The following is a 13,228-nucleotide window of genomic DNA, read 5'->3' as shown; positions in this document are numbered from 1 at the left end:
AGTGTGTATCTAGCAGAGTCATGCAAGGTGAGTTCGGCAGCCCCTAACGATTTATTTATTCACCATTAGACGCGATCTAGAAACTGAAACTGCGTGCTACAGTCTATTCAAGTGTCCCATTTAGGAAGGAACCTTATGCAATGCCCCGTATGTAACCATGAAGCTCCAAAATCCGATGTCGGTGATCCCTTGAGATGCTCGGAGTGCGGAGTGGATTACAACAAGGCTCTGTCAGCAAAACAGCGAAACGAGAGTGGCGCCGATCAGCTGTCAGCCTCGTCTGAACGCATTTCGCTCAGACAGAGAAAAATATTATGGATCATGGCAGGCATAGCAGCAGTCGCAATAGCAGGTTTTGCATCTGCTCCCTATGTGGCGGTCTATCAAATTCGCCAAGCAGCTCAAGCCCAAGATGCTGATTCTCTGGCGGAGCACATTGATTTCCCTCGCGTAAGGGAGGATCTAAAAGAGCAAGTTAATGCTTCAATCATGTCCAAAGCCAAAACAGAGCTTAAGGATAATCCGTTCGCATCACTAGCAACGGCGTTTGCAAGTGGCATAGCAGAGAAAATGATTTCTACTCTTGTCACGCCATCTGGCCTCGTTGAACTCATGAAGGGTGAAAAGCCAGGCAAGCTGATATCGGGGGGAGGCACAAATAGGACTGTTACGCCTCGGGATAACAAACTGTTCGAGGACGCCCACATGCGCTACGACGGCTTTAGCAAATTCGTGATTGAAGTCCCTGATAAGAATGGCGGCGCCCCGTCACAATTTATCCTTAGGCGAGATGTGATTGCATGGCGTCTGACGGGGATCAGAATTCCGCTGTAGGTTGAGCCTGTAAACCTACAGCCAGGCCGAGACACCTCAAGCGGCTACTACCATAGTGCTTTACAAGGTTAAGTTTTGTTAAGTCTTGGTGCGCGCTCAGTCGCTGGCACTGACCAGTCGGCCCGGTATCCATTCTGGTTCCCACGATTTGAGGTTGTTGCGCCGCGGATACCCTAGGTAATGACCGTTCCCGCTGACCACTTTCCCGGTCACTGAGGATTGGAATACCTAATTGGGAAACCAACCCCATGGAAGGCTCACGTCAAGTCTCTATCGGCGTGTTTTCGCGCACGTCCGTCGCGCACTGGCCAGTGCGCAAAGCCATTTTCACGCAACCCTTCACGCAGTGCTGTCACGCACTCGAGCTCTGCCTAAATACATGGCCGTTTTGGCCGGAGTACGCAGCCAGGTACGCACAATTGGTACGCACTCGCCATGCATGCCGGCAACAGGTTCGCACTTCTGGTTCGCACCCTTTTAGGCGAAGCCGGCCAGTGGTTACCACGCTGGTTACCGCAAAAATTACCAATACAAGCTGTTGCCGGTCGCTGGTTTCCACTGAGGTTTCCACGGTATTGCTTTGTTTTTCAATGGCCAAACTTAGGTTTTCAAAATAAACCTATGGATGGAGCTGATTTAGATCGAATGCCCCCTTTGCGGAAACACCCCATGAATGACCCGCGACATCCGCTCCAATGTCAGGTTTTATCAGGTTACTGCGTGTTGAAAACAACACACTATGTAGATCCCTACACGCGCCGCCCGCGCCCTCAAAATAGAGTGGTGACAACGCCACTGTGTGGCACTGTGACCACACTTTCGCGTCGCCGTGAAGTCGGTCCATCGGCACCTCCTCACGCCTCCTAAGCCGGCTATACACAACCCCCAGGGCATCGCTTAAACAATGGCTATACACAACCCCCCAGGCATCGAGCACTTCCACCTCTCGAAACGCTCGTCGGCGAATGAGCAGGAGCAGTGAGCAGTGAGCAGTGAGCAGGAGCAGGAGCAGGAGCAGGAGCAGTTTGTTTCATGCCTAGATCGAACCATCGCTGCTACGCTTTCATTTTTCTCGAATGGAGTCGAAGCGATGCCCTCCCCCGAATACTCTCTCCCTGATGTCCTAGAGCGCATGTATCGCAACCAACTCGCTTTGGAGGCCGCGCTGATGGAGCTGACCCTGCTAGTCGAAAGCCAAGGGCATGCCGCGGCCGGCGACAATATCCGGACTACTCTGGAGACGATCGGCGACAACGCCGGGCACATCCATCAAGGTTTAGCCCGACTAAAAGCACAAGGGGCGCAGTAAGCGAACCCGAGTCAGGAGCGCATATGGACGACGACTGCGAGGTGGTGTTCGTAGCAGGCCTAGGCAAGATGCTTGGCCGAACTGAGGCTTCGGTCAGAGAGGGAATGCGCCGGGGCGTGGACTGGCTGCCAAAGAGCTTCAAGATGGGCGCCAGACACTGCTGGCTGAAGGCGGATGTTTGGGAGTTCCTGCGCGCCTGCAGGGACGGCGAGAACAAGGCGCCGAAGGTTGGTCGACCACGGCAGACACCGCCAACGCTGAGAGATATCCGAAGATGACAGAGGGCATCGATCGCTTCCTACGCCTCGACGAAGTGCTACACATTACCGGCCTGGGGAAAAACACTGTTTATCGCCGCATCAGGGAAGGTACCTTCCCCAAACAGATCAGGATAGGGCCCAACTCGGTGGCTTGGCGCCAGTCAGCAATCGCTAAATGGATGTTCGATCTGAGCCCGAGTCAGTGATGCTGAAGATCTACGGAAATCCTAGAGACAGACCGGCAGCAATGTCACTGTGGCGATGCAGCAACTCCCATGCGCCAAGCGCCTGAACTCCTCCACTTTTCTCCATTAGCCCCCCAAATGAGAGATCCGATGTAATTTTTCAGGATACTCACGTACCGACGGTCGAGAAAGCTTCGGTTTACCGAATTTATGCTATACAGAACCTGTCAAACGAATTGTCAAATGGGATAGAGTGCGCGTCCTCACCTACCCTTCTAAGGAGAGACCAATGGCTGATCGTGCTGGCGTGCTAGCTAATGCGCCCCTGATCTACACCTTGAGCGTTGTTAGATTCTCGCCCTTGCTCCTGCTTCCGAAACTGATTCCAGAAATCCAGCACAAGCTGAGAGATTGCCTTCCGGAGTACTTCCAGATGGCCCGGTCAATTTCACCCAGTCCTAGCATGGAGCCAAACTCTTGGGCGTTTCTTGATCGAGAGTTGAAATACGCTTGCGTGTTGAGCCAAGACCATTTGGTACTGCAGAGCATTTCGTACCTGCATTTCGACCAACACCGCGAGCTTTTTAAGCGGTGTTTAGACGCCGTAGTCGGATACGCCGGAGATCTCGATGTTCTCGGTATAGGCATGCGTTACGTCGACAAAATTGAGCCCTTAGAGGGAGAACGCTTATCAGAATATTTACCCGTTGAGCTTTTGCCTTTAGAGAATGCACAAATCCCGAACATGAAAGCTGGCAAGGTCACCAAGCCCGCGGGAGTCTCCACCACTACCTATCACTTTGACCCTGAGTTTCTCCATATCAGGTGCTGGCGACAGGAAGGTATGTGGGTACCTGAAGACGTGATGGAACTGGCAATGGTCTTCGAAATAGCTCGACAGACTCGCCATTCGCACACATCCCAAAGAATGGGCCAGACAATAGCCTCGGTTTTCCAGCCAACAAGCGCTGTCGGCGCACTGTTGGACACAGACGCATATTTGCCATTTGCGCCCACAGCGCGCTTGCAGACGAGTGAGATCGTTGGGCGACTTGAAGGTCTGCACTCTATGGCCAATACTGCCTTCAGAAGCGTGGCTACCGATTATGCTTTTCAGGCATGGAGCATGAAAAAATGAGCATTGGAGCTTTAAGCCTTTACCCATCAGAGCAGAGGGAAACGAGCGCCACATTTATGGGGCTGTGGGAGCGGCCTGAGCGCAATTCGAGAAATGCGACTTCAAGTGTAAGCACATGGCTACCTCATCTTGCGACCGCTCTAGTGACTATCATCCCAAACGGCACTTTAGAGCTGAGACAAGCAGAAGTCTTGCCTATCAGCTCGACAACCCAGCACCTCGTAAATCCCACTCGTTCTGTGTGGATTGCCGTATCGGAAGAAGCGGAAGAAGTTGACGTAGTTCCTGCACTCATCGAGAGCTTTCGAAAAAACTTCGGCCTGTCTGACAACTCAATCTCTGAGCTTTTTGGAGTTTCTCGTCAGACGGTCTACAACTGGCGCACTAAAAAAACCGTCGCCGACACACCAGAACGAATCAAAGCTTTAGCGAATGTCTTAGCAGAGGTTAATGCTGAGGATGTGCCCTACCTGAAGCGCTCGCTATTCTACCCAACTAATGATGGCCTATTAATGCAGGACGTTTTGAGCGAATCAAACTGGAAAAACCTTGGTCCCCAGGATGTTCGTCGAGTAACTCTGGAACTGGCAGAAAAAGCAGCACAACTTAGGTCACGAGACAGAAAAACCATCTCTCGCTTGGAGAAATTCAATCCATCCCAGGTAGGTTAGTAGAATGACGGCGAATGCTCAGGATGAAAAAGAAGCTGCTGTCACAACGATCCGGGAAATGGGCTGGTTACAAGGAGATATAGTTAATGGAGCTGACCTCGCGGATCACATCCCCCAAGCGGCCGTGGATGGCGTTCTGGGAGGTAAGCTGCCTTCCCACTGGGTTCTAATCTCCCATTCATGTTCTATTCACGCTCGAGCATACGACCAAGCTCCCATGGTCGAGTGGATAGCTCTGAAAATAATGAAGAAGAAGCCTCTGGGCGCTTATTTAAATTCCAACAACCCTAGAATTCTTCAGTTACAACTCGACGAGAGATTGATTTTCGAGGCTAAAATCGAGAGACGAATTTGGACACCAAGATCAGTACTGCAGAGTTTAAAGAGGAATGAGGATCAAAAACTCGATAGCGAAATGATTCAAACATTAAGCTACTGGCTCTCACACAGCTATAACAGAATTGCGATACCAGACAAGCTTGTTGAACGTCTAAAGTTTAGGAATGGCGAAAACATCTATACCGGACTAGGAGTAGCAATAGACAGCTTTCTTAGCGAGAACGCCCATCTACTAAAAGGCGCATGGATATCATTCTACCCTAAAGAAGAATTGGTCGACGCCACACCCTACACCATCGCTTTTAGACTACTAATAAAGCCTAAACACGCCGCTCAACTAGACGAGCTAAACGCCAAGCTCCAAGAGGCAACGAACTTGGACGCTAGTGAGATCGAAGGCCTCGACATTGATGAATGTTTAATAACTCCGCTACAAGATTTCACAATGTTAGACGCGGAGGATTTCACACATTACAACTCAAGCGATTGGCTGAGTTTGGCCGAAGAAGATGAGGATGAGGGTGAGAAGGAGTAGCTTTCCTCGCCCTGAGTCGAAGCGATAATACCCAGTGCTCAGATTGTGATGGTAAGAATCACTTAAAGTGGTGGTTTGCAGCAAAAATAAGGCCGAGAAGGTCAGTGAACCGAGCAACTCGCCAGAAGATAAAGTTGTCGAAAGCACGGTGCAGAAATGCGCTACTTCACTTCAGGAAATTTTCCAGCGAGTCGGGATACACAGAAGCAGCTATCCGATCAAAGATTGCTGACGGCACTTGGAGGAAAGATTGCGTCTGGCGGAAGGCCCAGATGGGATGGTGCTGGTCGACATCGATAGCTACGAAGCCTGGGTAAAGACGGGCAACCTCTCGTCGATCAATCGAGCAAATAAACTCCGATCAAGACTGAGCACCGCTCCGCTTCGAAGTAAGGGGCCGCAACTAAGTGCAGAGCCGCTGATGTGATGCCATTCGTCGGAGCGGCCGGCTCACTCTATGGTTAATTTTTGGCATCTTCTGAAGGATGAAGAAACCGTCAAAAACCACCTAGCAGAAAGCGCCGTGTATCCCCACATGTATCCTTTCCAAATACTCAATTAATAAAATGCTTTAAATACAGAAAGTTATGAACCAGGTTCAAACGACCCCGGCTCCACCAAACTCAACGAAAAAGACGTCCTCGGACGTCTTTTTTTGTGCCTGGAATCCAGTAAATGCGGGGGGTTGCAGCGCCATTCGTGTCTGCGAGCGTCCAGCAAGATTTATGTCATTTAGTATTCCAAATGGTATTCCAAGGCTTCAGATGCAAATTTTTGGGATACCAAAACGTCTCATGGAATACCAATGTACGCTCAAGCTATTGGTCTTACTGAATTCAAGATCAGAGCCGCCTGTCGTGCTACATAGATATCTGGGACGCTCAGTGCCACCAAAACGTCCGTATCACCAACAAGGTCAATGGCATGTGTCAGCGTGGCAACTGCCAAATCCAAGGCACGAAGGTAGGGCACTGGAAGGAAAACACTCCATTCCGACCCACGATCTGGTATCGCATAGGCAGTAGCACCGATGGCAAGCCAGTCACCTACGGCACCGACGCTATTTGTCAAACGTCGGACGTTGAAGCTAGCAGTCCTTTGACGCAGCTCTATCTGGATCTAGGCGTCCCAGACAACGAACTAGGTTCGATCTTCGACAAGCGCTACGTCGGCGACTGGGCCGCGTGAAATTAGGAGAAAAACGGGCCTGCATAAACAACGACTAATTCCCCCGCCGCTCCCCAGTCCGAATGGCCAGAAGTCAAAAACCGCCTGGTGCAATCCGCGCATGGATGACGACTGCTATGTCAAAAACAAGAAGGTGCAAGTAGCAGAACGGGTAAATGGTTACCGGACATCAGCGATGTCGAATGCCGACCAGCTAAGAGGTCAGCGTGAAACCATCCTCTGCTACGACAGAGACGACCAGCCGATGGGCTATCTGCCGCAATAAGAGCCCTGAGGACGACTAGCTTCGCTGATTGATTAGAATGTTGACCGCGCTACTCGTGTTCGCCAGCATACTCGCAGGCTGCGTGACGGCACTGCTATTGGTGATCAGATGGTGCGTTTTCCGCCGGTACTGCTGGCCCGCTGGATCTTCAGCTTACGGCAGAATATTGTCGGAAAACGCATTGGATAAAAAAGTCCCGCCTGAGCAACCGTTTAGCGGCTCAATGCGGGACTTTTTCTTTTGTCAGGAATACCTAGATAAACAACAGATCATTTTTGAGTTTGATCTGTCTGGGCGTTGACTCTGCTTACTTCACCAGCTCCATCAGCTTCCCGAAGCTGTTTACCACATCGTACTTGACGTTCTCGGGGGCATACTTCCTATTGATCTCGTCGAAGAACTTCCGTGCACATTCGATTTTTGTAGCCTCAATCGGGCGTAAATCCATTGATGACATTGAGCCCTTGGTTTCAGCCACAAAGTACACATGCTTGATTGCTCCTTCCTTGAACGAAATTGCCCAGTCGGGATTGTAATCGCCAACCGGCGTGGGGATCAGGAAGCCGCGCGGTAATTTGGCGTACACGACCACGTCTGTACAGGTGTCCAGCTTTTTCACAAAGTCGCGTTCGATGCCGGAGTCGGTGATTACGTAGTCGTAGATGTGACGGCTGAGCTTGTCACCGGCCTTACTGAAGTCCTGCTTGGTCTGACCAGAGGTAAAGATGTCCAAATCAAACTTGTCCTCAACGGGGTCGTAGGCCAAGTGCTCAATGATCATCGTCGCCTTCTGCTCATTGATCAGTCGAATTGCTTCGGCGATGAAGCTTTCAGGATTGGTACGAAACTGCGTAAATATCGCAACACTGATGCCTTTAAGGATATCCGCCGTCGTGCGTCGCGTCAGTTGCGTACCCTCGGTAACCTTACCAATGAGGTCGTACTTAACCGTTGAATGAATTGACTGCTTGTCGTACTCAACGGTCGTTTCAGAAACCTTGAAACCATCACCGCTTTTCAACGCATCGGCAGTTACCTGATCAATCTGCTCACCTTTCTGGATCGTGTACTGCAAGGGCGTCACTCGTAGGCTCTTGTCCAGCTCCTCTGCCGCTTTCTTGACCAATTCCGCCGAATCAAAGTCAACACTGTAGGCGGCCTTGCGATTGATACGATTCCACAGCTCCTTGAATTCCTGTTTGTCGAAGTTACTGTTGAGCGGATTCTGCTTTGGCCTACGGTCGTCGCTGATCTCAAACATCTGACTGTCGCTGAAGACGCTGTCGATCAGCTGGTACACCTGCTCGGCATGAGCCTGCAGTTCCGGGGGCAGCGGAGCCAGGGTACCTTCCTTCTTGGCGTCGTGGTACGCGCCTGTAATGCGGTCAGCATCGTCGCTGTAGTCGTTCTTGAGCAGGTATTTGTAGATCTGCTTGGCCAATTGCGGCGTGACTTCAATATCGCCAGTTGGGGTCTTGAGTACCTTACCAGTGAAATAGGCTTCGTCAGCGACCTTAGGACGTGCTGACAAAGATTCGCTGATGTCTTTCTGCAGCGCAGATACGAAGTCCTTATAGCTCTCACTTGCCACCACGGTTAGCACGTTTACGTCATGGACGATAGCGGGGTGATCCATTCGGTCACCGCTCTGGTTAACGGACAAGCGTAAACCACGACCTACCTCCTGCCGCCGCGAGATGGTGTTGTCGCTGTGCTTGAGCGCACAAATAACGAACACGTTAGGATTGTCCCAGCCTTCACGCAAAGCGGAGTGCGAAAAGATAAAACGCACCGGCTCGTCGAATGACAACAAGCGCTCCTTGTCCTTTAGGATCAGGTCGTAGGCGTCCACATCATTGGACAGCCCTACGTTTTCTCCGCGTTTCTCCACATCGGGATCGGCCAGTCGCTTGGTTTTTCTGTCGATGGAGAAGTAGCCGCCGTGCGTCCTGCCTGCATCAATACCCTTCAGGTACTTGATATACGGCGTTTCATCCAGGTCCAGCACCTCGTTCAGGTACTGGCGGTACTCCTCTTCAAAGATACGTGCGTAGTCGCCTTTCTCGTCCGCTGTCGAGTAATCGCGGTACTTGGCTACTTCATCGATGAAGAACAAGGTCAACACCTTGATGCCTTGTTGGAATAAAGCTAGCTCTTTATCGAAGTGTGCCTTGATGGCTTCCCGAATCTGGATGCGGCGCAGCGCTTCTTCGTTGACATCCCCGGTGGCCTCACCAACAAAGAGCTCAACGCCGTTCGTGAAAGTCAGGGTATCCGTGTTGGCGTTGATGTCCGCGACCACATAGCCACGGTACTGATCCAGCTCGTTTGAAAAGCCATTAGAAAAGAGATTGTCGCCCTTGGAGAGCTTGCGCACTACACGCTTGATCTCGCCGCTTTTCAGCTTCTGCTCGAACTCAACCCGGGCCACAGGTGCCTTGCTCGAAATCTCGATGGACTGCAAGTACAGATAAGCATTGGAGCCCGCCAGCCCCTTCACTGATATGCCGCGTACTGCGATTTTCTTCACCAGCTTCTGGTTGTAAGCGTCCAACGCGTCCAGCCGATGGATCTTGTTGTGCGTGGTTTTGTGAGTGGCCGAGTAGCGCAACACCATAAGCGCCTTGAATTCCTCCAAGGACTTCAGGGTTGCCGCACCCTCCATTTTTTGTGGCTCGTCCAGAATCAGAATCGGTCGATTGGCGCTGATTACATCAATCGGGCGGCGCGACTGAAAATCATCGAGCTCGTCATAGATGCGCCGGTTGTCAGCGCCACGGGCAGCAAACGCCTGCACGTTGATTACCATCACGTTGATCCCCGCATCCGACGAAAAGCTCTCCAGATGGTGCAACTGCTTGGAGTTGTAGATGAAGAAGCGCGCCTTCTTGTGGTACGTCTCCAGGAAATGCTCTGCGGTAATCTCCAATGACTTGGCCACGCCTTCACGAATGGCAATGCTGGGCACCACGATGATGAACTTGCTCCAGCCGTACTGCTTGTTCAGCTCAAAAATCGTCTTGATGTAGCAATAGGTCTTGCCGGTCCCGGTTTCCATCTCGATGTCGAGATTGACTTTGCTGACCTTAGTCTTCACCAACTCGGTGGACTGCGGCAGGTTTTGCTGATGCTGCACCTGGGTGATGTTTTCCAACACGGCAAGGTCAGTCAGCTTCAGATCGGCGTTCTTGAATCCGCCCTCTGCAAACAGGTCCTCAATTCCTTTCTTGGCCCTGCCCGGGTCGATGCGATAGCTAATGGCCTCCACTGATACAGGTGGTTGCCCCTTGAAGCAGTCAACCACGGCTTGTACCGCTGCCGTCTGATAGGACTGTGTCTTGAATTTGAGTTTCATCGCTCGCCCCTCAAATGCATTTGACTTCGGTGGCGGGCGACAAGAGCTTAAAAATCTGCTCGACGTTGATCTTGACCGAGCTGTCCCTATAGCCTGCATCGCGGAACACCACACGAAGGGGCTGCTGCTTGGCCAGTTCCTTCACAAAGGCTTCATCGATGCTGCCGCTGGCGTCGAAGCAGGCGGCAAGCACATTGCCATCGACAAAAAACACGTCTTTACCTTGAATGGGCTGGTTAGTAATGGGCAGGGCCAGATCGATGCCCCAGTCCAGCATCACCTGAAACAGCAGGTCTGCTGGCGTGCGATCCAATTTAATGTTGTCAACGAACAGATCAAACTTTGCTTTGTCCATCGCATCTGGTGCGTAGTAGACGTCGGCCATGTTAGATGTATCTATCTTAAAGGCGCGGAAACCCACATCTTTGTTCCAGTTTTCGTGAACTTTCACCGCATCAATAACTGATTGCCCTGCGCGTCGGATTCGCTCTTTCGACATATCAGCAATGGTTCCATATCCAGCTTTGGAGGCTTCAGATGTGTCATCGCAGTGTTGAGGGAGCTGAACCATCACAAATCTTCGATTTTTTCCATCGGCTGCATTCAGCTTTAAAACTGCGTGCGCGGTTGTCGCTGAACCTGAAAAAAAGTCCAGTACGATTTCGGCTGAGTCTACATTTGCCTGTTTGATCAGTTCTTCTAGCAGAGACACTGGCTTTGGAAAATCCATCACGCGACTTCCAAAAAGCGCCTCAATATCAGACGTACCGTTCCTAGGGATGGTCTGAAGTAGCCATGTATTTCCCCGGCATACCACCTAGCGCAACTTTTAAACTCGCCAAATGATCAAAAAACAATCAATTCGACGAGTATTTCTTACGTTTTCGCCACCCGGACCCCACTCCGGTGGCCATTTCCCGCATTACAGGCGCACCTCTCCTGCATTCGTCAGTAAATGTCGGCGCGCCATCCACAGGTTCGACAGAGCGAACAGTGTCACCAGTTGCGCCGTGTTTTTGGCCAAGCCGCGAAAGCGCACCTTGGTGTAACCGAACTGGCGCTTGATTACCCGGAACGGATGCTCGACCTTGGCGCGCACCTGAGCCTTGGCCTTTTCAATCTTGCGCTTGGCTTTGTACAGCACGCTGCGCTTATCGAGTTTTTTGTAGGTGCTGCGGCGTGCCGCCACCTGCCAGATAACTTCACGTCCTTCATGCTCGGGCCGCTTTTCGACACCGGTGTAGCCTGCATCGGCGCAGACCACGTTTTCGTCGCCATGCAGCAATTTGTCCACCTGGGTGACATCCGCCACATTGGCCGCCGTGCCCACTACGCTGTGCACCAGACCCGATTCGTCATCGGCGCCGATGTGGGCCTTCATGCCAAAATAATACTGGTTTCCCTTCTTGGTCTGGTGCATTTCCGGGTCGCGCTTGCCGTCCTTGTTCTTGGTCGAACTGGGCGCATTGATCAGCGTTGCATCGACGATGGTGCCCTGGCGCAGCGACAGGCCGCGGTCGCCCAGATAGCCATTGATGACAGCGAGGATGCCGGCCGCCAGCTCGTGTTTCTCCAGCAAGCGGCGGAAGTTGAGAATGGTGGTTTCGTCGGGGATGCGCTCCAGGTTCAGCCCGGCAAACTGGCGCAGGATCGTGGTTTCGTACAGCGCTTCCTCCATCGCTGGATCGCTGTAGCCGAACCAGTTCTGCAGCAGATGCACACGCAGCATCGCCATCAACGGGTAGGCCGGACGGCCACCTTCACCTTTCGGATAATGTGGCTCGATCAAAGCAATCAAGCCCTTCCACGGCACCACCCGATCCATCTCGATCAGGAACAACTCCTTGCGGGTTTGCTTGCGCTTGCCAGCGTACTCGGCGTCGGCGAAGGTCATCTGCTTCATCGGGAAACTCGGTGGGTGGGGTCGCGGTATTTTGCCAAATCAGAAAGTCTTTTTCAGAGTTTCCCTAGTGTAAATGTCTTTGCCAATTATTGAAGAGTATCCAGTCTGTTCAGAACCTAACTCTTGAACAAACGCTTTTTTCCTAGGTCTTCCATCCGACGCAGCGGGCCAGAGAATTTTATTCTCTGCAATCAACTTAGCCATTGTGTTTCGGTCATAACGCCACCCCATTGGCGGACGTCCGTAGTTAATACCGGTTGCCGGGTCGATTAAATCGTAATGAAGGTTCGGTCGACGATCTGCAGTAGCAAGGCCAACCATATTTGCGCTAGTCCAGTCCCCCCTCGAATCGCCGTCTGGATTCGAATACGCAGTCAGATCTCTGTCCGACCCCCGAATTGACTTACCATAAGCAAGCACATACTCGTGATCGACGGACGCTCCGTTCTTTGAGCGGTTATCTTTGTTTTGCCTGCTCTTCCAAATAAACGTCGCAATAAGCTTGTCTTCACCGAAGATCTCATCACAAATCTTGCGAAGATTTGCAAGCTCACCATCGTCAAGCGAAATAAAGATGACACCGTTTTCACTAAGAAGATTTCTTGCGAGACGAAGGCGCGAATACATCATGGAACACCAGTCAGAATGGAAGCGCCCGTTCGATGCAGTGTTTGCTACTAGTTTATTCCCCTCATCGTCTTTTTGATTTGAACGTTGCAGATAGCCTTCAGTCTCCTCCGCGAAATCGTCCTCATAAATAAAGTCGTTGCCTGTGTTGTACGGAGGGTCGATGTAGATCATCTTGACCTTGCCGAGGTATGTTTCCTGCAGTAGCTTTAGCGCGTCGAGGTTATCTCCCTCAATGAACAGATTCTTCGTGTTATCAAAGTCCACACTTTCGTGCTGGCAAGGGCGCAATGTTTTGGCAATAGGGGCATTGGCCGTCAGCATCGCCTCGCGCTTACCCGGCCAGTTCAGGTTATAGCGCTCTTGCGGACCTTCGACGATTGAATCAGCCAACTCTTGTCGTAGCTGATCAAAGTCCACCGCCAGCTTCACGCCACCGTCTTCACCCTTGGCCTCAGTGACGCACCCCGGGAACAGATCACGAATGCGGGAGATGTTGTCCTGTGTGATATTGAGCGAGTGCATTTTTAGGTTTTCCATGTTCTTTTCCTCTAGCAGCCGTGCTTCCGTAAAAGAAGCTCAGCGGCTCAATTGTTCAAGTTCGTTTTGATAAATTCAG

At 51.6% G+C, this 13,228-nt stretch carries 12 protein-coding genes; 8 read left to right on the top strand and 4 right to left on the bottom strand.

The genetic code is table 11. From position 1 onward, the window contains the following. Positions 1-210 precede the first annotated feature (210 nt). The 8 genes from ACYZUM_RS00145 (at position 211) to ACYZUM_RS00110 (ending at position 6,724) form a co-directional block, all read left to right on the top strand. A complete protein-coding gene (locus tag ACYZUM_RS00145) occupies positions 211-834 on the top strand; it encodes a DUF2939 domain-containing protein (protein ID WP_473061223.1) in 624 nt (207 codons plus the stop codon). A gap of 1,090 nt (positions 835-1,924) precedes the next feature. After that, the gene (locus ACYZUM_RS00140) at positions 1,925-2,143 is read left to right on the top strand and encodes a hypothetical protein (RefSeq protein ID WP_142580116.1); all 219 of its coding nucleotides are present in this window, start codon (positions 1,925-1,927) and stop codon (positions 2,141-2,143) included. Between the two features lie 23 nt (positions 2,144-2,166). Further along, entirely contained in the window at positions 2,167-2,421 is a 255-nt protein-coding gene (locus tag ACYZUM_RS00135) for a hypothetical protein (RefSeq protein WP_142580114.1), read from the top strand. After that, positions 2,418-2,609 carry a helix-turn-helix transcriptional regulator gene (locus tag ACYZUM_RS00130; protein WP_142580113.1) on the top strand — a complete coding sequence of 64 codons (192 nt, stop codon included), beginning with the start codon at positions 2,418-2,420 and terminating at the stop codon, positions 2,607-2,609. Before ACYZUM_RS00135 ends, ACYZUM_RS00130 begins: the two co-directional genes overlap by 4 nt. A gap of 268 nt (positions 2,610-2,877) precedes the next feature. After that, positions 2,878-3,726: a TIGR04255 family protein gene (locus ACYZUM_RS00125; protein ID WP_142580112.1), complete on the top strand. Its 849-nt coding sequence runs from the start codon at positions 2,878-2,880 to the stop codon at positions 3,724-3,726. After that, positions 3,723-4,397 carry a helix-turn-helix domain-containing protein gene (locus ACYZUM_RS00120; RefSeq protein ID WP_142580111.1) on the top strand — a complete coding sequence of 225 codons (675 nt, stop codon included), beginning with the start codon at positions 3,723-3,725 and terminating at the stop codon, positions 4,395-4,397. Before ACYZUM_RS00125 ends, ACYZUM_RS00120 begins: the two co-directional genes overlap by 4 nt. 4 nt (positions 4,398-4,401) lie before the next feature. Continuing rightward, positions 4,402-5,271, top strand: coding sequence for a hypothetical protein (locus ACYZUM_RS00115; RefSeq protein ID WP_142580110.1), 870 nt, complete (start codon positions 4,402-4,404; stop codon positions 5,269-5,271). Positions 5,272-6,559: 1,288 nt separating this feature from the next. Beyond that, the gene (locus tag ACYZUM_RS00110) at positions 6,560-6,724 is read left to right on the top strand and encodes a hypothetical protein (RefSeq protein WP_473061222.1); all 165 of its coding nucleotides are present in this window, start codon (positions 6,560-6,562) and stop codon (positions 6,722-6,724) included. 307 nt (positions 6,725-7,031) lie between these two features. Here the strand turns inward: ACYZUM_RS00110 and ACYZUM_RS00105 are convergent, their stop codons facing one another. The 4 genes from ACYZUM_RS00105 to ACYZUM_RS00090 all read right to left on the bottom strand — a co-directional run bounded on the left by ACYZUM_RS00105 (position 7,032) and on the right by ACYZUM_RS00090 (position 13,149). Continuing rightward, entirely contained in the window at positions 7,032-10,079 is a 3,048-nt protein-coding gene (locus ACYZUM_RS00105) for a type III restriction-modification system endonuclease (RefSeq protein ID WP_108181632.1), read from the bottom strand. Positions 10,080-10,089: 10 nt separating this feature from the next. Further along, positions 10,090-10,896, bottom strand: coding sequence for a DNA methyltransferase (locus ACYZUM_RS00100; protein ID WP_473061221.1), 807 nt, complete (start codon positions 10,894-10,896; stop codon positions 10,090-10,092). Positions 10,897-11,001: 105 nt separating this feature from the next. Next, positions 11,002-11,982: an IS5-like element IS1384 family transposase gene (locus ACYZUM_RS00095; protein ID WP_010466230.1), complete on the bottom strand. Its 981-nt coding sequence runs from the start codon at positions 11,980-11,982 to the stop codon at positions 11,002-11,004. A gap of 39 nt (positions 11,983-12,021) precedes the next feature. Next, positions 12,022-13,149 carry a site-specific DNA-methyltransferase gene (locus ACYZUM_RS00090; protein WP_473061220.1) on the bottom strand — a complete coding sequence of 376 codons (1,128 nt, stop codon included), beginning with the start codon at positions 13,147-13,149 and terminating at the stop codon, positions 12,022-12,024. Positions 13,150-13,228: the final 79 nt, after the last annotated feature.

This window comes from Pseudomonas sp. m6p (assembly GCF_055760375.1).
This window is presented reverse-complemented; position numbering and strand designations above follow the sequence as displayed.

What these genes read in the sequence shown, in the direction of transcription:
- ACYZUM_RS00095 (WP_010466230.1), bottom strand. Translation starts at nt 11,982, where the DNA reads ATGAAGCAGATGACCTTCGCCGACGCCGAGTACGCTGGCAAGCGCAAG.
- ACYZUM_RS00115 (WP_142580110.1), top strand. Translation starts at nt 4,402, where the DNA reads ATGACGGCGAATGCTCAGGATGAAAAAGAAGCTGCTGTCACAACGATC.
- ACYZUM_RS00110 (WP_473061222.1), top strand. Translation starts at nt 6,560, where the DNA reads ATGGATGACGACTGCTATGTCAAAAACAAGAAGGTGCAAGTAGCAGAA.
- ACYZUM_RS00090 (WP_473061220.1), bottom strand. Translation starts at nt 13,149, where the DNA reads ATGGAAAACCTAAAAATGCACTCGCTCAATATCACACAGGACAACATC.
- ACYZUM_RS00135 (WP_142580114.1), top strand. Translation starts at nt 2,167, where the DNA reads ATGGACGACGACTGCGAGGTGGTGTTCGTAGCAGGCCTAGGCAAGATG.
- ACYZUM_RS00120 (WP_142580111.1), top strand. Translation starts at nt 3,723, where the DNA reads ATGAGCATTGGAGCTTTAAGCCTTTACCCATCAGAGCAGAGGGAAACG.
- ACYZUM_RS00105 (WP_108181632.1), bottom strand. Translation starts at nt 10,079, where the DNA reads ATGAAACTCAAATTCAAGACACAGTCCTATCAGACGGCAGCGGTACAA.
- ACYZUM_RS00140 (WP_142580116.1), top strand. Translation starts at nt 1,925, where the DNA reads ATGCCCTCCCCCGAATACTCTCTCCCTGATGTCCTAGAGCGCATGTAT.
- ACYZUM_RS00125 (WP_142580112.1), top strand. Translation starts at nt 2,878, where the DNA reads ATGGCTGATCGTGCTGGCGTGCTAGCTAATGCGCCCCTGATCTACACC.
- ACYZUM_RS00130 (WP_142580113.1), top strand. Translation starts at nt 2,418, where the DNA reads ATGACAGAGGGCATCGATCGCTTCCTACGCCTCGACGAAGTGCTACAC.